Below are 17,628 nucleotides of genomic sequence, written 5' to 3'. Positions count from 1 at the left end.
ACTCGTAACTGCTATGTGATTATGATATCTCAGTCTTACTTGATACACGATATTGAACAATTAAGAAGTGAATTGGCTCGCCTTGATAGCCAATTCACGGGTTCAGTGCTGGTTCAAATATTTTCATCACAGCCTCGTTCACTCGTCACGCAGTATAGCCGTGAAATTCAGCAATATTTTAATGACGTCACCATTATTGGGGCCAGTGGAAAGTACGCGATTAAGAGTGGCACGATCCAAAGTGAGAGTTCGTGTTTCGTCTTTACCTACTTTAAACAGTCGACATGTACATCATCGGTCGTGTCATATAGCGCTAATGCGGCGAGCGATAGCCAGTTACTTGCTAAAAACCTAAACCTGTCCTCATCGACAAAAGCCATCATCTGTTTTGCCGACCGTCTTTCAGTTAGTGAACGTTCACTTTTTTCAGCCTTCAGTGAAGGGGAGTATCGTATCCCTGTTGCGGGCGGAGCATCCGCTGATACCGATACTGGCCGTTGGATATTACATAATCAAACTATTTATGAGAATGCTTATGTTGCTGTGGCGTTGCATGGCGCGGAATTATCGGCATGGACAGGAAGTTACTATGAGTGGAACCCGATAGGTAAAAAGTTTCGAATCACTCATGCCGATAAGCATCGAATTTACAGTTTGGATGATCAGCCGATTCAGCATATTTACAATCGTTATTTAGCGGATGGGCTTGATGTGCCTTATGCGCAGATTACCGACTTTCCTTTAATGATTGGCGATCCTCGTGAACAGAATGTGTACTTACCATTAGCTTGTCATCAAGATAATTCCATAACGTTTGACGGTGAGTTCAATGTGGGTGATGAAGTTCGATTTTGTTATGATCATCCCTCACTGACCATTGAACAAGTTCGTTTGGGGTTGCAGCAAGTTGCGTTGCATCACCCACAACAGTTTTTTATCTATAACTGTATATCTCGTTTGGATTTCATTGAGGGAAACCAAGAGTTAGAGCCTTTTCAACAGGTCGCGAATAGTGATGGATTCTTTTGTTTTGGGGAGTTTTGCTATGAGAATGACCATCAACAGATTCTACATCATAGCCTGACGTATTTAGCTCTGCGAGAAGGGCCTGCCGATAATGCGGTTCGTTCAATTCCGCATCATGAACACACGAGTTCTATTTCGCCGCTATTTTCTCTGATTCGAAACGCTTTATTAGATGTTGATATTATGCACCAGGATATGGCACAGAAAATTCAACATCAAGCGAAGGCATTAACAACAAGCTATCGAATTGAAAGAAGAACGGGGTTACCCAATCGAACGGTACTGCGTGAACACCTTGCTAAAATGAAAAAAAGTGAGTATTTGCTAACATTAAAAGTCACGAATTTTCATCAAATTAATGAGAAGTATGGCTACCCGGTTGGGGATATGCTGCTTAGTGATTTAAGCCAATACTTTAAAGATAAGTTACACGGGGTATTTGATAAAAAATGCCAACTATATGGGGTTGGCATTGGTGAATGGTCCATCATCTTCGAAAGCCAAAATAAAATGTCACATATTCAGCAGCGTTTTTCTGAGTTTGCTGAAAATATTGAGCATGTGAATTTTGAGCCGATGGGCTTGCCCGATGTTGATTACCTCTCTGTCTCAGTGAGTGCAGGTATCATCAGTAAAGCCGACTTTCCAAATAGCTCTGTAGATGATCTATTATTGCGTTCAATTGAAGCGCGTCGTTATGCGGTGAGCAATAATCAACACTGTTGCAATGCCCGTACTTTGAAAGAGCAAGAGCAGAAACGTCAAGAGCAGTTAAGGGTGTTATCTTGTGTTAGCCGAGCGGTGTTAAATCAAAATGTGATCGCCTATGCTCAACCTATCGTGGCTGCGCATAGTCATGAGGTGCAATCTTTAGAGTGTCTGGTTCGAATCGAAGAGGAAGGGGTGATTATTCCGCCAGGCAAATTCCTCTCGATTATTGAAGACACGCATCTTTATACTCGTTTGAGTCGCCAAATGATCTCACGTACTTTCGATTTCATGAGTAATACAACGGATTCATTTTCGATAAATTTATCCCCCCAAGACTTAATGAGTGATAGAACACTGCAACATCTTGAAGCCGCGATAAGCAAAATTAGCCACCCTCAACGCATTGGTTTAGAGGTGCTTGAAAGCGAGAAAATAAAAGATTACGGACGAATGATAGAAGTCTGCGATCACTTCAAAGATTTAGGGGTGAGCATTATTGTGGATGATTTTGGCTCGGGTTACTCGAATATCGATGAGATCATCAAATTAGAGCCGCAAGTGATTAAGTTAGATGGCAGTTTGATCCGTAATATTGATACCGATAAAAAGCAGCGTAAGATCGCGCAGCAATTGGTGAGTTTGTGCGGCATATTTAAAGCGAAAACTGTGGCTGAATTTGTTCACAACCAAGAAGTATGCAACATCGCAGAAGACATTGGTGTGGATTATCTACAAGGTTACTATTTAGGAAAGCCGAAGCGGTTGTTTTAAATCGGTGACGAAACCATTGCTGGTGGCAGTGTTGGTAAAAATGAAACAAAGGCTCGAATTTTCGGGCCTTTGCTTTTTCTTCGATGCGATGCATGGTTACTTTTTGAGAAGGTGACCGCATTTGTCAGCTTTGAACATGGCCATGTAATGATCAAAATACTGGCTGAGCTGTATTGATGAAGATGTCTCTCCTAGCTGAGTGAGTAACTCAATAGCGACTTCACAGGTACATAAATGACCATCATCTTGATTACGTCGGAGCTGATAGCGTGAAGAGGCGGTCGATGACAAATGCACATGAGGTAATGCTTTTAGCCATGGACTACGACGAAGCATCTTCTTGGCTTCTTGCCAGGTTCCGTCCAAGATAATAAAAAGTGGCTTAATGGCTTGGTGTTGAGATGACGTATCTGACTCTGCCGAATTTTGGGCAGCGGTAGTGTCATGCAGTGTCGTGACATCCACGCTGTGTTCATTGGGGAACAATAAGTAGGGCTGAAGATCTTGAATCTTTATTCGATTGAGTAACGCTTCAGGTTGCTCTTTTCTGACCCAAACATGTTGGCTGCATTCGGGCAGCGTTTGTAGCAGTAGACGCCCAGTATTGGTATCTCGCGATAGCTCATTTTCATGCATCAGCAATGCAATCGGTAATGACGAGTGAATGTTAGGAATATCATTACAGATGCATTGATGTTGGAACCCACAATGAGGGCATGGTGTAGTCTTGGTCATTCTGATTGTGTCTTATTTTAAGCTTAACGATGATGATTCGAGTGAAAGTCTTAATTCCCTTGTTCCTGAAATAACACCAATCCGCCATTCGCGATGGGGTAGATAGTGTCACCGACTTTCTCTTTTTGTGCCGTTATTTTTCCATTATGACCCGTAAAGATGCGTTCTGACACTAAGTATTGCCGTTGGTGGCGTGTCATCACCACTTGAATTTGATTGGCATTGAGTTGCTGCCAGAACCCCGTTTCAATCGTAGGAGAGTCACCGTTAGCATAATCATAGGTGGTGATTGCGGTGTGATCTGACTTTAGTTCTAAATTGACACTGAAGTTGACGGATTGAGTGTGGCTTGCAAAATAATTACCCACCCAAGTTAATGTAGGATCTTGATTCGCGAGTGTCGCACACCCGGTATAATCTTGTTTGTTAATATTCAGTTTTGCTTTCCATCCATAAATAGAGTCACTCATGGTGTCATTACAGGTGGTTTTATTAAGGCTCAGTTGCCCATCACTAAAATAATACTTGCGGCTTGCTTGCTGTATAAGGGTTTTATCTAATGCGACTGTTTTCGTCTCTTCTCCCATTGGCTCAAAGTTTATGTGCCCTTTAGAGAAAGAGAGAGACCAAAATGGTTCGTTACCAAATGCGCGAGTAGAACGTAAGGATTGGTCACAGCGGTTCGGATTTTCTGCGGTCAGGAAATTTACATGGTCGACAACAAAACGAGCGGTGTAATCAGCATCAAACCCCATTTGAGTTGGACGCTCTAAATGACCGATAACTTCCCCATATAAAGGTTGATATGGGCGGGAAGTTAAGTTCATCACTTGTTGAGTATACGTTTGAGGTAATGTGAGCCAGAATTGTTTATTACTGCCACAAGGTGTGATGGTTTGAGCTTCATGACCAATAACAACTTCACCTCGCATGATAAATGTAGGAGGCGAAATGGATGATGGGCTATCTAAGCTCGCTTTTGGCATAGGCGTTGGGCTAGGCTCTGATTCTTGTGGAGTAGAGCAAGCTTGTAAAGTGAGTAAAACAAGCAGCAAGCCTGAGATTTTAAGCGTTTTCATGCCATTCATTCCTTATGCGGAGACAGGTCAGCAAACATTATGGCATATCAGTGGTTTAAAATAGAGCGATAGGGCTTCTATTGACCGTTTCCAGACATTGAGGTGGCAGATGTAGAGATGAAAATGTGGAAAGGAAAAGGCAACCTAAGCTGCCTTTGATTTCGTTACTTTGGATATGGAGTGTATTTAGAAAAGGTTATCTCGTAAGTAATGCGCAACGGCATCATCAGCATGGCTGCCAATGACCTGATTATTCGGTAGTGCTTTCATTACTTTTTCATGAGAAGTGGCCATGACTAACCCTTTTCCTGCCATTGAGAGCATTTCAACATCGTTCATGCCATCTCCGAAAGCAATACAGTTCTCTAGCGCCTTGCCAAGTGATTCAGCCACGACTTTGAGTGCTTCGCCTTTTGACACTTCAGCGGCCATCACTTCTAAACACCAAGGCGTTGAGAATGCGACATTCAATTTATCACCAAATTGAGCGTTAAGTTTCTCTTCAAAGGTGACGAGGTAGTCATGGTCATGATTTGGGTGAGTGATGAATATCTTAGCGATGTCGTGGGTTGGTGCGTTATCCACATCAAACAACTGGTAGCTAAATCCCGTGTCTTTATGGAAGTTCTTAAGGTAGTCATTCTCTTGGCTGATCAGCCACTCATCGCCTTGGTAGATATGAATGAATAGTTCAGGATCTTGTTTGATGGTGTTAATGATGGATTGAATTAAGGTTGAAGGTACATTTCCGCTGTACATCAATTGATTGTTTTGATCATGAACACGAGCGCCGTTTGAGGTAATCATGTAAGCAGGGATCCCTGTTTGCTCACGAATACCGGCTACATCTACATGATGGCGACCAGTCGCAAAAATAAAAGTGAACCCTTTTTGATGCAACTCTCGCAAGGTTTGCTTGGTAAAGTCACTAAGCTGATGATTTGGTGCCAGTAATGTTCCGTCTAAATCTGACGCTACAAGTTTGATCATTGCGTGATTATCTTCAATACAGTTTTTGCTTAGTGCGCTAGTGGTCATGCAACCCTCTTTGAACATCAATCGATGACAGTAGTTAATAAATATAGCCCGATTTAAAGCGTGGAAAGCCATCGGTTAAGCTAAGGATTTTACGCCAAATTAAACAGGAAAAAGAGGGTAAAAGTCAGGTGGTTGATTTCCTTATTTCGTCATTAATTGTTTTTAAAAAAATTAAACAGCGCATCTAATGTTTGGTTACGATACCGATCTTGTTCGAACAGTAGCTCATGTTTAGAGCCCGCAACACGGATCATTTGGCTGCAATGATTCGTTTTATTGAGTTTAGTAAAGAAGGTCTCTTGAGCGGTGTTACTGACGATCTGATCATTACCTGCCTGCAATAGAAGCAGAGGAATATGTATTTGTCGGGTTTGCTGAATGCACTGTTTTGCCGCCATCAAGCCTTGCCAAACCCAACGAGTACTTGGGCCTCCAAGTTTTAACTCAGGCTTTTTCTCATAAAGGTCTCGGAACCAGTGGTAGCGAATGGCACTTTGGGTAAGCAAGCTATCTTTAAAAGGCTTGGCATAATAGGCTTTATGGCCGGGAGCGTAATTTGGGGTTGCATGAACTTCGGTAAGCAGTTGGCTTAATCCCATTGCAATTGGGCGTAAGTACCAAGCGACGTTAATACCGTACATAGGGGCACTTAACGCGATCGCATCAAAGCTATGCTGTGGTGTTGTCTCTAAGTAACGGGTCGCAATGGCCCCACCCATAGAGTGAGCTAATAGATAACGCTTTTGATAGTGGTCGAGTTTAAAATGGTCGACCATAGCAGCGAGATCTACTAGGTAGTCATCAAACTCATCTACGTATCCCATTTGTTTATCGTCAATCAGGCGATTGGATAAGCCTTGACCTCGATGATCAAATGAGTAGATGTCATAACCCTGTTGGTAAAGGTCATAAAACAACTCTTGATATTTCCAAGCGGACTCAATACGCCCATTGACTACCACAATGGCTTTAGTATGCGACGCTGAGGTAAGAGAGCACCAATAGAGTGATTTTTTGTCGCTACTTTTGATATAGCCATCATTACGCTGCTGCCACAGTTCTGCAATCTGATGATTGATTGCTTGCTCAAAATTGCTCTCTTGGGTATAACGAGAATTCACAGAGCTCGAATTGACCATAAAACTACCTATTGTATGGATTGATCTTGAGTGGCGATTAATATTCGCTAGATTAAAGCAGTAGAGAGGAAATGCAATGGATACTCATGTTTGGTTGGCATATGTTGCTACCGCTATTATTTTTAGTTTAGCGCCGGGCTCTGGAACCGTAAATTCGATCAGTAATGGCTTAAGCTACGGCACTCGAAAGTCACTCGCGGCCATCGTTGGGTTACAGTTAGGCATGATTTTCCATATCATTTTAGTTGGAGCTGGCATCGGTGCATTAGTCGCGCAATCGGCATTGGCATTTTCAATCATTAAATGGGTTGGTGTGGTTTACTTGGTGTGGTTGGGTATCCAAAAGTGGCGAGATCGTTCGAGCATGGTTGCGAGAATGGGTGATGATGGTCTCTCAAGCATGACATTAATGCGTAAAGCGATACTGATCAATTTAACCAATCCTAAGTCGATAGTCTTCCTCGTCGCGCTTTTCCCTCAATTTTTAGACCCAGCGAAAGACCAACTTACTCAGCTTTTAATTCTGGGTGCCACTACGGTATTTATTGATGCGGTTGTTATGTTAGGTTACACATCATTAGCGTCACAAATGGGACGATTTATTCGCTCAGATGCCGTGATGGGTAAAATAAATAAAGTCTTTGGTTCAATGTTTATCGGTTGTGGTGCATTATTAGCGGCAGCTAAAGCGTAGCAGATCAAAATAATCAAATAGTTATATTGAGTGGATCGATGAATAACACCTATGTGGCAAGACAGCCTATTTTTAACCGAAAACAGAATACTATCGGGTATGAGCTGTTATTTCGTGACGGTGAAAATAATGCTTACCCAGCCCATATTGATTCAAACCGGGCCACTTATCGGCTGATTGTCGAAAATTTCTTATCGATAGGCGTTAATCCGACGATTCAAAGTTCGCGTTGTTTTATTAATTTCCCTCAAGCTAGCTTATTGCGTGGCTTGCCTCTGACTCTGCCTAAAGAAAGTATTGTGGTAGAAATTCTAGAGACGTGCGAACCGACGGATGAATTGCTTGAGGCGATACGTGAACTTTATCGCCGTGGTTATATTCTGGCTCTTGATGATTTTACCTTTCTTCCTGAATGGGAACGTTTTCTACAGTACGCCCATATCATTAAACTCGATATTATGGCGTTAGGCTTAGACAATGCTTGCCAAATTGTGCGTGAACAGCAGTTAAAAAGGACTAAGTGTCAGTTTCTCGCTGAAAGAGTCGAAACGGAAGCTGAATTTGAAAAAGCAAAAAACTCAGGCTTTAAGTTTTTCCAAGGTTACTTTTTTAGCAAACCTGAAGTGATGAAAACGCAATATGTCGGGCCAGAACAAGCGATTGCAATGGAACTATTTCAAGAAGTTTGTAAGCCCGGAGTTGACTTTAAACAGGTGGAAAATATTGTCGCTAAAGATGTGGCGTTGTCATATAAATTATTGCGCTTTGTTAATACGATGTCACCGCGCCTTGAAGTCACTATCTCCTCTTTTCGCCAAGCTTTAGTCTATTTAGGGCAAGATAAGCTTAAGATTTTTGTCTCTTTGGCTGTTGCGTCTTATGTTTCTGATAAGAAGCCGAAAGAGCTATACAATATGTCACTGCATCGTGCTCAATTTTGTCAATTGATGTCTCGGTATCGCCCTTTTCAAGATCATCAAGAACAAGCCTTTATGATTGGACTGTTTTCAATGCTTGATGCTCTGCTTGATCTCTCCTTAGACAGTTTGGTTGAACAACTTCCGTTAAGCCATGTTATCAAGGTCGCACTACTCAGACGAGAAGGGCCCTACGGAAGCTTACTAGCATTGGAAGAGTGTTATGAACATGCTGATTGGAGTGGCATGGAGGAGCACTGTAAAATATTAGGCTTAAATATGGATGATGTGCGCTATGAATTAGTGGCGGCACAGAAATGGAGCCAAGACATGGTCAGTCTTTCTTAATTGCTCGACGCCACCTTATCATTTTTGGATATGAATTTTTGATGACAAGAACGCACTCGCATTGACGGGTGCTTTTTTTTATCTATTATATATGGATATGCGTATATGTGAGATTTAAGTATGTTACCTCATCAATTTTTTAAAATGCTTGCGGATGAAACTCGCATGCGCTGCCTGCTAATTATTGCTCGTGAAGGCAGTTTGTGTGTGTGTGAATTAACGCAAGCTTTAGGTGAAAGCCAGCCTAAAGTATCGCGTCATTTAGCACAGTTACGTCAATCCGGCGTGCTGGTGGATGAGCGAAAAGGGCAGTGGGTGTATTACCAAGTCTCAAGCGATCTTCCTGGTTGGATGAGGAAAGTGATCACCAGCTTGAAGGAGTCAAATTGCTTGCAGCAACAGTATTTAACCGATAGTGAACGATTGAAATCGATGAGCGATCGACCTTGTGTTTAATGGATTGAATTGAGTAAAGATTGAGAGAGAAAGAGTATGACGATTAAGATTGGTATCAATGGATTTGGACGAATTGGTCGCTTGGCTTTAAGAGCGTCATTTGATTGGCCAGAAGTGGAGTTTGTGCAAATAAATGATGTGGCTGGAGATACCGCGACTTTAGCGCATTTGTTGGAATTCGATTCTATTCAAGGCCGTTGGCACCATGCTGTAACGGCTAAAGATTCAGATATTGTTATTAATGGCCATAAGGTTGCGACTTCGCAAGAGAAAGAGATTAATGCCGTTGATTGGTCTGGCTGTGATGTTGTGATTGAAGCGACAGGCGTACATCGCAAAACGGCTTATTTGAACCAGTACCTTGAGCAAGGAGTGAAGCGCGTTGTGGTTTCTGCTCCGGTAAAAGAGGACGGTATTGCCAATATCGTTGTCGGTGTGAATGACCATATTTTTGACCCTGCAGTACATAAGATTGTAACAGCTGCATCTTGTACGACGAATTGCTTGGCTCCTATCGTTAAAGTGATTCATGAAAAGTTAGGCATTGAGCAAGCCGCGTTCACGACGATTCATGATTTGACCAATACTCAAACCATTTTGGATGCACCTCATAAAGACCTACGCCGTGCTCGTGCATGTGGTATGAGTTTGATCCCAACCACCACAGGGAGTGCTACAGCAATTGTTGAAATATTCCCTGAGCTAAAAGATAAGATCAACGGTCATGCGGTACGTGTACCTTTAGCGAATGCGTCACTGACAGATATTATTTTTGATGTTCAGCGCGATACAACCGCTGAAGAGGTGAATGCGTTACTGAAAGAGGCGTCAGAGAATGAATTAAGCGGCATTCTTGGCTTTGAAGAGCGTCCATTGGTCTCTATTGATTACAAAGGGGATCAACGTTCAACGATTGTGGATGCGCTTTCAACGATGTTGGTCGGTAAGCGTATGGTGAAAATTTATGCTTGGTATGATAACGAAATGGGGTACGCGACTCGTACTGCTGAATTAGTTCGTACTGTTGGTTTGGCATAAGGAGCAAGCATCATGACAAATTCTACTGTTCACCCAACGTGGCAACTGGATGTAGAGGCGGGAGCCTTAGTGCTCACACCGTGTCCAGGTACCAAAGGGATCGATCTAGATACTTCTTTAGCCCAGCTTAAAGCTCAAGGTGTTGAAGCGATTGTCACAGCTCTTGATGATGCTGAACTGGCAAGTAAAGGCGTGAGCGAACTCGGTGAGAAGACCCAGGCTCTAGGCATGCGATGGTTTCAGATTGAAATTGAAGATGACTGTGCGCCAGGGGCTGATTTTGCCAAAAAATGGCAAGCGACAAGCCCGACCCTTCATAAGATTATAAGTAATGGAGGCAAGGTGGCGATGCACTGCATGGGGGGCTCTGGTCGTACGGGGCTATTTGCGGCGCACTTTCTATTAGAGAAAAACTGGGCATTAGAAGAGATTATTCGTGATGTTCAAGCTCTTCGTCCGGGAGCGTTTACCAAATCCGTTCAAGTTGAATACATCAACAGTGTCGCGGCTCAATAATTTTTGATTCGTTAGCGAAAAGAGCTTTAGGATCACCATGTCCCTAAAGCTCTATGAGCGACAGCTCGGGGAATAAAAGCTCCATGAACTACCTGAATCATTTTCCTTCGATAGGTATGACGTTATGTTTTCAAGCCTAAGCAAAAGCGTTCGCCAATATATATTGGTCACTTTTAATTATTGGAATTTTACATTAACCGATGGTGCGCTTCGCATGTTGGTGGTGCTCTACTTTCATGATTTAGGTTACGGAACGTTAGCGATCGCGTCTCTGTTCCTTTTCTATGAATTCTTTGGAGTGGTGACGAACCTCATTGGTGGCTGGTTGGGTGCTCGATTAGGGCTAAATCGAACCATGAATGTCGGTTTAGCAATGCAAATTATCGCCTTACTCATGCTCGCGGTGCCAAGTGGGTGGTTGACGATACCATGGGTGATGGCGGCTCAAGCATTATCAGGAATCGCCAAAGATTTAAATAAAATGAGTGCAAAAAGCGCGATCAAGACACTAGTGCCAGATAACCAACAAGGTGCGTTGTATAAATGGATTGCGATTCTCACGGGGTCTAAGAATGCACTTAAAGGTGCGGGTTTTTTCCTAGGTGGGTTGCTGTTATCGATGATTGGCTTTCAAGCCTCGGTTCTGTTGATGGCTTCTGTCCTCGCGGTGGTACTGATTGGCAGTTTATCGTGGTTAGAAAGCGATATGGGCAAAGCGAAAAATAAACCTAAATTTACTCAGATCTTCTCTAAGTCTGAACCGATCAATATTTTGTCCGCCGCGCGAATGTTCTTATTTGGAGCTCGCGATGTATGGTTTGTCGTTGCTCTGCCTGTCTACCTGGGTAGCGTGTTTGGTTGGGATCACTTGTGGGTCGGTGGTTTTCTCGCGACATGGGTGATTGCGTATGGTGTGGTTCAAGGCTTTGCCCCTAAGATCACAGGGAAAGCGCAAGGACGAGTGCCAGATGGTCATGCGGCTCTACGATGGGCAGGGTTACTTGCCATCATTACAGGGCTGATTGCTTATGCCGTACAAATCGGTTGGCAGCCACAATTAGTGATTGTATTGGGGTTGATGATCTTCGGTGCGGTATTTGCGGTCAATTCATCATTGCACTCTTACCTTATCGTGAGTTATGCCAAGGGTGATGGCGTATCAATGGATGTCGGTTTTTACTACATGGCGAATGCGATGGGCCGTTTGATTGGTACGATTCTGTCGGGTTGGGTATTCCAAGTGGCGGGGCTGGCAGCGTGTTTGTGGGTCTCGTTTGCTTTTCTATTGGTGACGACACTCATTTCACTCAAACTCCCGACACTTTCGAAAGATAGAGCCATTCAGTAGGGGATCTTATTGGTTGGCATTGAGTGATGAAGAAGCCGCGTATGGTTATCCTACGTGGCTTTTTTTCTATTCATCGTAACGAGCACCAATTGGATAATTGAATTTACTCGTTATGCTCTCGACTTAGCGCTTTTAAGATCAGTTGCAGTGCTGGTTGTAAGCTCGTTGTGGCGGGGTAACATAGCCCTAAGCGGCGAAACATTCTTGGTCCATTGAGCGGGCGAGTGATCAGTTTTTGAGAGGCTTCTAATACCCCTGTTGGCAGAAATGAAATACCTAATCCAGACTGCACCAAGTGCATGACTTGAGTTTTGTGTTCTGCTTTTGCCACCATATTCAGGGCGAGTCCATCACAAGCCAGTAGTCCAACGGTTTGTTGATGCGCTTGGCAAGGTGGACACTCAATAAAATCGTGCTGGTGGAGTTGATATGGCTCGACACTCTCTTGTTCGGAAAGTGGGTGATCAGGCAACATACAAAGAACGTAGTCCTCATCCCATAGCGGTAGGAATATCTCATCTTCCCCCTGAAATAGATCTAGGGTGATTCTCGCATCGCACTCTGCATCATGATCGACAATCTCTATCAGTAGGTTTGGGATCTGCTGAGTTAATCTTTTGAGCAGTTTTGCCATTTCAAGCTGGCTGATATCAGGGAAATTTGCCAGCTTGATCGGTAAGCATTCGGTTCTTTCTTGGAATAAGCTAGGTAACTTATTTATGTCATTAAGTAAACGAATGGCAAGAGGGTAGAGGTAATGCGCCTCATCAGTGAGGTCGACCCCTTTTTTATGTCGAACAAAGAGCGACGTATTTAACTCTTCCTCTAGCTGTTTTACGGCATTTGAAATGGAGGGTTGAGAGACAAAACAACGTTCAGCCGCTGCCGTGATATTTTTCTCTTCATAAACAGCAACAAAGCTGCGTAACAGGCGTAAGTCCATCCTCATTCCTTTTCTAAAAATCAAACCATAAGTTTAACTTATCATAACTCTAAGAAAACGATATTTATCATTTACTCTTGTTATCCATATAGTAGCGCCATCCACACAAAACGTGTGACTCAAACAAGATAGGAAGAATCAGAATGTCTAAATTAATCGTCGTTACAGGTGCAAGCTCTGGTATTGGTGAAGCAACAGCGAAGCAACTTTCATCTGAAGGTTTTTCATTACTACTTCTTGCTCGTCGCGTTGAAAAACTAGAAGCATTAAACCTACCAAACACACTTTGTCGTCAAGTAGATATCACAGATCTAGAAAGCTTCCGCAGTGCAGTTGCTGAAGCAGAAGAAAAATTCGGCCCAGTTGACGGTTTAGTTAACAACGCTGGTGTGATGCTGCTTGGTAATGCTGATGTTCAAGATCCAGCAGAATGGAAGAAAATGTTTGACGTGAATGTACTTGGTCTTCTAAACGGTATTCACCTAGTTCTAGAGAAAATGAAAGCGCGTAAAACAGGTACGGTTATCAACATCAGTTCTGTTGCAGGTCGTAAAACATTCCCAAGCCATGCGGCTTACTGTGGTACTAAATTTGCGGTTCATGCTATTACTGAAAACATCCGCGAAGAAGTGGCAGATGATAGCGTACGCATGATCACGATTGCACCAGGTGCGGTAGAGACAGATCTTCTTAGCCACACAACTAACGAAGATATTATTTCTGGTTACCAAGAGTGGAAAGAAGGCATGGGTGGTGCAATTGCTCCTCAAGATATCGCTAATGCCATCAGCTACGCTTACAACCAACCACAAAATGTCTGTGTACGTGAAATCGTGATTGCTGCGACTCGTCAACCTGCATAATTTTTTGCAACCGACATAAGCTTTTACTTATCGCTGACCTTGTGTATTCACAGGTCAGCTTTTTTGTTGTTATAGTTTGATGACGCCACTTATTCGGCTCGACTACAGGTCATCAATTTATATGAGACAAAGAGTTCAATTTTTCGATTTATTGCGATGTGTGGCAGCGATTGCCGTTATTGCCATTCATGTACTCGCCCCTTACCGTTCTGAGTTAGGTTCGATTCCATTCGACCAGTGGTTAACGGCGGTGAGCATTAATAGTGTGAGTCGTTGGGCTGTCCCAGTGTTTATTCTTATCACTGGTGCATTAATGCTGAGTGATACACGCCCTTTTGATGCGAAGTATTATGTCAAAAGACGCTTAGGAAAAGTGCTGCTTCCTTTTATTATTTGGTCTCTTTTCTACACTTATCTTTCAGGCTGGTCGGCTGCAGGGTTTGATGGTGCGGTGAGTTGGGATGTACTGCTTAATAGTTACCACCATTACACTTACTACCATTTAGGCTTCTTTTACTACTTTATTCCACTCTATTTTGTGATCCCATTCCTGCAGATCTTTGTCAGGAAAACAGACGACTCCGCCATATATGCGTATACCGCAATATGGTTACTGACCACCACGCTATTTCTATTTCAAATTGATGGCCCTTGGAGTCACCAGTTATGGCTTTATAGTGGGTACTTACCATTGGGGTATCTGCTGTTTAAAAAAGTGCCGTTAAATAAAATGACCCTCTTCCTTTCGGTAGCGCTAGGGATCATTGCTTTGGTTGCAACGATTGCAATGGTGGTTTCAGGAAGTATCACTGCTGAAAAATATACGGTAGGGCGCTGGTTATCTTACAAAACGCTGAATACGGTTTTAGCGGCGAGCATGGTGTTTGTGGTGTGTCGTTATTATGGTGAAAGGTTATCTCAGCGTAGTCATCAAGTGGTGAGTTTCATTAGCCAACATAGTTTAGGGATTTATATTCTCCATCCGATTTTTTTATGGCCGATGAAAGCGTTTAACTGGCATCAAGGCCATCCTGCTTGGGTTATCCCTCTGTGGGTCATCATTGGAGGCGCTGGTGCCTTAGGGTTAAGTTGGTTGTTGTTTCGTTCAGCCAAAACGCGCTGGTTATTACCATAGATAGCGAGTGCGATTAATAAAGGTGCTTAGCTTTCTCTCTGTTTCGCAAAATGTAGAAAGCGAGTTCCTTGGTATGTCATCACTCCTTTATCCCCTGGTTGAAGTGCATGGAAGTAGTGAATGCCAACTTGAAATTCTCGTTTTAATCCCATGCGGCCTCGCTGTACATAAATCCAATACTCTTGGTCATCTTCTCCTGGCTGAGCGTCTTCTATCTGAATGGATTGCTTATCAAGAATCGTTACATTCGCAGTTTGTTCTGGTGCATTCTCACCTTGAATATGTTGTTGGTAGAATCGACTGAACCCCCAACCTGCGAGGATAGCTAAAGTAATAAGAGAGAGTAAAAGTGAGACTGGCATGGTGATGACCCCTATTGTAATAAGTCTATATTCTATATGGAGAAGTGCTCTGAAAGTCGGACTTTGATATTTATCTGCGATTTTACTTAGACATGGGGAGTTATTTTTCGGCTCACTTCACAATCTTTGGTGTGGTATATGCATCGTATTTACTCAAATTTACGCTTAAGTGCTCGAAAATGTGTTCTATTTATAGAAGAATGGAAAGTAGCTCGACTAGAATTATGATGAGTTAAGGAGAACTGCGATGTCTGATATTGAGAAAGTCGTCACGCGCACTCGAAAGATCGAGAAGCTGTTGAGAGTTCAATACCATGCCGATGGAAAGGGTTTGCATCAACTGATTACCAGTAGTGAAGAGAGGTTACCTCACGACGTTATCGGTAAGTTGAGATATATCGCGACGATTCGTAATAAGATTGTTCACGAGGATAATTATAAGCTTGATGACCGAAAACAGTTTTTATCGGTGTGTGATGAATGTGAAAGAGAGTTAACCCCTAGAAGTAGCCGATTCATTTGGCGAGTTGTGGTGTTATTGATGGGGCTGATCACTTTTGCAGCATTGGGTGTTTATTACTTACACTGGGATGAATTAATGAATCATCTTTCATAATAATGAGAATAAAACAAAAAAGGGACGCAATCGCGTCCCTTTTTGTATTTTTGATAGTACTGATTAGTACATCATTGGCAGTGTCATTAGGCCAACAACTACTGCGATCATTACAAGCCCTTGTTTTTGCGACGAAGAAATCATAACACTGCTCCTTTGTTTGGTGGATGTTCTCTATGTCTTTAACAATAGCATTACTTTGGTGGTTTGATCAACTAATTTGTTGTCAAGCTTTCGTAAATATACATTATCTACCCAGTAATCTTGTTTATATCCTTACTTTTTTTGTATTTTTGATGTGTTTTTTATTTGTGCGTTAAGTCTAAAAAACATACGCCAATGGTTTTAACTTGTTGTTTTTGTTGGTGGTATTTAGTGTTTTTATTGTGTTAATAGATGTAAAGTTTGCTTAATTGCGCTTTCCTTATCTGAATCTTGTTTTGGTCGGTAAATGATACTTTTGATTATTCCTGTTGGCTCTGTTTGTAAGGTGAGTGTCAAAAAAAAGATGCAATGACAATAAATCGTCATCAATTACATTGTTTTGTTGGCTCTGGATAGGTTGTGGAGTCTGTCTCTGTGTAAGTTGTTATTTTTGTTTTAACTATATGAAATTAATAATTATTTGTTGGGTGTTTCTGGTTTTTTTTAGGATTTCAAAGGACAAAAGTAGGCATGACCATGCTCGCAGATGGAGGTTGCTAGAGAGTAAGCGCTGTAATCGTTTGCTTTTGGTGTTTTACTTTAATTTTTGAGCCGAAGAGGCCGCTATAAAAGGCTTGAGCGTTGTGAGGAATACGCGGCTAGATTATTTATAAACTCGTAATGCCAATAAATACTTATTCACAATCAAGATCCAACTTTTTCTCTATATCGCTTTACATCAAATCATAGCTCCCTAGACTGACGGCGATGAATCATCAGAGGTAATGATATGTGGAGTTGGCTAGCTGTTAGCCTATCAGGCTATATTTGTATTTCGGCCGCTAATCGAGGCGAGCGAACTCACTCTTTAGCAGCGAAAGTATTTACGCTGTTGTTACTGATTTTGATTGTTTTGACCGAAGTTCAGACTCAAAGCACTGCGTTCTGGATGGTTTCGGGTTTAGCGCTCTTCATGTTCTCAGATGTATTGCACGTACTGACAGAAAAAAGAGTCTTACCTTTTATTGGCTTTCTGATTGCGCAAATATGCTATAGCAAACTATTTTGGTTGCAGCTTTCTGGCGATATTGTGTGGTGGTTACCTGCATTGTTGTTGGCGACCAGTATCGTGGCGTTTCTGTTGCTTCTTCCCCAACTTGATAGTTTTCTATTTCCAGCCACAATTATGGGGATTGTCTTAATACAGTTAAGCTGGGCGAGTGGAGAGTTGTGGTTACTAGAACCCACGCTAGGGCATAGTCTTGGGTTTATTGGCTGTTTTATTCTTATTTTTTCGGGGTTAATGTTTGTTATTAACAGTTATCGAAAGCCAATAAGAGGTGCGAACTACTGGATATCAGGTAGTTATTTTCTTGCTCACGCGCTTATTGTGTCTTCTATCATTTTCTAAAATTAAACTGTGATAAATCAAAACAGAGTATTGATAATTCGCTATGCTGTGTGCCTCAAAATAGGAGTGAATAAAATGACTGAAGTTCATGGCCATAATGTGCTGAATTTATTAAACGAAACCCCAATGTCTAAAGAAGACCTACATGCACATGTTGCAGCTGAACATGGTCAAGATACTCGCTTTTGTACTTGTCAGCACAGCGACCTTACATTAGATGATCTGCTTGAGTTCCTACTATCAAAAGGAAAGCTGGTGGAAGTGGATGGAAAACTGGCAACAAATACAGAGCGTGTTTGTCATCACTAATACGTTTTCATTCTAAATAGTATTCCCGC

Annotated in this window: 18 protein-coding genes; 12 read left to right on the top strand and 6 right to left on the bottom strand. The window is 42.3% G+C overall.

What is annotated here, in order from left to right:
* The first annotated feature begins 21 nt into the window (after window positions 1-21).
* Window positions 22-2,508, top strand: coding sequence for an EAL domain-containing protein (locus F0249_RS17470; protein ID WP_171757348.1), 2,487 nt, complete (start codon window positions 22-24; stop codon window positions 2,506-2,508).
* Window positions 2,509-2,604: 96 nt separating this feature from the next.
* Here F0249_RS17470 and F0249_RS17465 read toward each other — a convergent pair whose 3' ends face one another.
* The 4 genes from F0249_RS17465 to F0249_RS17450 all read right to left on the bottom strand — a co-directional run bounded on the left by F0249_RS17465 (window position 2,605) and on the right by F0249_RS17450 (window position 6,499).
* Window positions 2,605-3,243 (bottom strand): tRNA-uridine aminocarboxypropyltransferase, encoded by a 639-nt coding sequence (locus F0249_RS17465; RefSeq protein ID WP_171757340.1) that lies wholly within the window; start codon window positions 3,241-3,243, stop codon window positions 2,605-2,607.
* 50 nt (window positions 3,244-3,293) lie between these two features.
* On the bottom strand, window positions 3,294-4,322 hold the full coding sequence (locus tag F0249_RS17460) for a COG3650 family protein (protein ID WP_171757339.1): 1,029 nt from the start codon (window positions 4,320-4,322) through the stop codon (window positions 3,294-3,296).
* Between the two features lie 186 nt (window positions 4,323-4,508).
* Window positions 4,509-5,360, bottom strand: coding sequence for a Cof-type HAD-IIB family hydrolase (locus F0249_RS17455; protein ID WP_171757338.1), 852 nt, complete (start codon window positions 5,358-5,360; stop codon window positions 4,509-4,511).
* 152 nt (window positions 5,361-5,512) lie between these two features.
* A complete protein-coding gene (locus F0249_RS17450; RefSeq protein WP_171757337.1) occupies window positions 5,513-6,499 on the bottom strand; it encodes an alpha/beta fold hydrolase in 987 nt (328 codons plus the stop codon).
* Between the two features lie 76 nt (window positions 6,500-6,575).
* Here F0249_RS17450 and rhtB point away from each other — a divergent pair, with 76 nt between their 5' ends.
* The 6 genes from rhtB (at window position 6,576) to arsJ (ending at window position 11,816) form a co-directional block, all read left to right on the top strand.
* On the top strand, window positions 6,576-7,193 hold the full coding sequence (gene rhtB, locus F0249_RS17445; protein ID WP_017052873.1) for a homoserine/homoserine lactone efflux protein: 618 nt from the start codon (window positions 6,576-6,578) through the stop codon (window positions 7,191-7,193).
* A gap of 38 nt (window positions 7,194-7,231) precedes the next feature.
* Complete coding sequence (locus F0249_RS17440; RefSeq protein WP_017052874.1) at window positions 7,232-8,458, top strand: EAL and HDOD domain-containing protein; 1,227 nt, start codon at window positions 7,232-7,234, stop codon at window positions 8,456-8,458.
* A 120-nt stretch (window positions 8,459-8,578) separates the two neighbouring features.
* Window positions 8,579-8,914 (top strand): metalloregulator ArsR/SmtB family transcription factor, encoded by a 336-nt coding sequence (locus tag F0249_RS17435; protein ID WP_017052875.1) that lies wholly within the window; start codon window positions 8,579-8,581, stop codon window positions 8,912-8,914.
* Between the two features lie 36 nt (window positions 8,915-8,950).
* Window positions 8,951-9,952: an ArsJ-associated glyceraldehyde-3-phosphate dehydrogenase gene (locus F0249_RS17430; RefSeq protein ID WP_017052876.1), complete on the top strand. Its 1,002-nt coding sequence runs from the start codon at window positions 8,951-8,953 to the stop codon at window positions 9,950-9,952.
* Window positions 9,953-9,964: 12 nt separating this feature from the next.
* Window positions 9,965-10,468: a cyclin-dependent kinase inhibitor 3 family protein gene (locus F0249_RS17425; protein ID WP_171757336.1), complete on the top strand. Its 504-nt coding sequence runs from the start codon at window positions 9,965-9,967 to the stop codon at window positions 10,466-10,468.
* A gap of 124 nt (window positions 10,469-10,592) precedes the next feature.
* Window positions 10,593-11,816 carry an organoarsenical effux MFS transporter ArsJ gene (gene arsJ, locus F0249_RS17420; RefSeq protein WP_017052878.1) on the top strand — a complete coding sequence of 408 codons (1,224 nt, stop codon included), beginning with the start codon at window positions 10,593-10,595 and terminating at the stop codon, window positions 11,814-11,816.
* A gap of 103 nt (window positions 11,817-11,919) precedes the next feature.
* Here arsJ and F0249_RS17415 read toward each other — a convergent pair whose 3' ends face one another.
* The gene (locus F0249_RS17415) at window positions 11,920-12,759 is read right to left on the bottom strand and encodes a LysR family transcriptional regulator (protein WP_113798830.1); all 840 of its coding nucleotides are present in this window, start codon (window positions 12,757-12,759) and stop codon (window positions 11,920-11,922) included.
* 143 nt (window positions 12,760-12,902) lie between these two features.
* On the opposite strand from F0249_RS17415, the gene F0249_RS17410 reads away from it, so the two are divergent.
* Together F0249_RS17410 and F0249_RS17405 are read left to right on the top strand one after the other, a co-directional pair.
* Window positions 12,903-13,622, top strand: a complete 720-nt coding sequence (locus tag F0249_RS17410; protein WP_171757335.1) for an SDR family oxidoreductase — start codon at window positions 12,903-12,905, stop codon at window positions 13,620-13,622.
* 121 nt (window positions 13,623-13,743) lie between these two features.
* Window positions 13,744-14,757: an acyltransferase gene (locus tag F0249_RS17405; RefSeq protein WP_171757334.1), complete on the top strand. Its 1,014-nt coding sequence runs from the start codon at window positions 13,744-13,746 to the stop codon at window positions 14,755-14,757.
* A 26-nt stretch (window positions 14,758-14,783) separates the two neighbouring features.
* On the opposite strand, the gene F0249_RS17400 is transcribed toward F0249_RS17405, so the two are convergent.
* Complete coding sequence (locus F0249_RS17400; RefSeq protein WP_136995782.1) at window positions 14,784-15,119, bottom strand: DUF2500 domain-containing protein; 336 nt, start codon at window positions 15,117-15,119, stop codon at window positions 14,784-14,786.
* A 247-nt stretch (window positions 15,120-15,366) separates the two neighbouring features.
* On the opposite strand from F0249_RS17400, the gene F0249_RS17395 reads away from it, so the two are divergent.
* The 3 genes from F0249_RS17395 (at window position 15,367) to F0249_RS17385 (ending at window position 17,599) form a co-directional block, all read left to right on the top strand.
* Complete coding sequence (locus F0249_RS17395) at window positions 15,367-15,735, top strand: hypothetical protein (RefSeq protein WP_017052883.1); 369 nt, start codon at window positions 15,367-15,369, stop codon at window positions 15,733-15,735.
* 934 nt (window positions 15,736-16,669) lie between these two features.
* Entirely contained in the window at window positions 16,670-17,290 is a 621-nt protein-coding gene (locus F0249_RS17390; protein WP_113798836.1) for a lysoplasmalogenase, read from the top strand.
* Window positions 17,291-17,365: 75 nt separating this feature from the next.
* A complete protein-coding gene (locus F0249_RS17385; RefSeq protein ID WP_017052885.1) occupies window positions 17,366-17,599 on the top strand; it encodes a YecH family metal-binding protein in 234 nt (77 codons plus the stop codon).
* Window positions 17,600-17,628: the final 29 nt, after the last annotated feature.

Origin of the sequence: Vibrio sp. 03-59-1, assembly GCF_013114135.1 — a bacterium.
GTDB lineage: Bacteria > Pseudomonadota > Gammaproteobacteria > Enterobacterales > Vibrionaceae > Vibrio > Vibrio cortegadensis.
The sequence above is the reverse complement of the archived record's forward strand: the minus strand, read 5'-3'. Positions and strand labels throughout refer to the sequence as shown.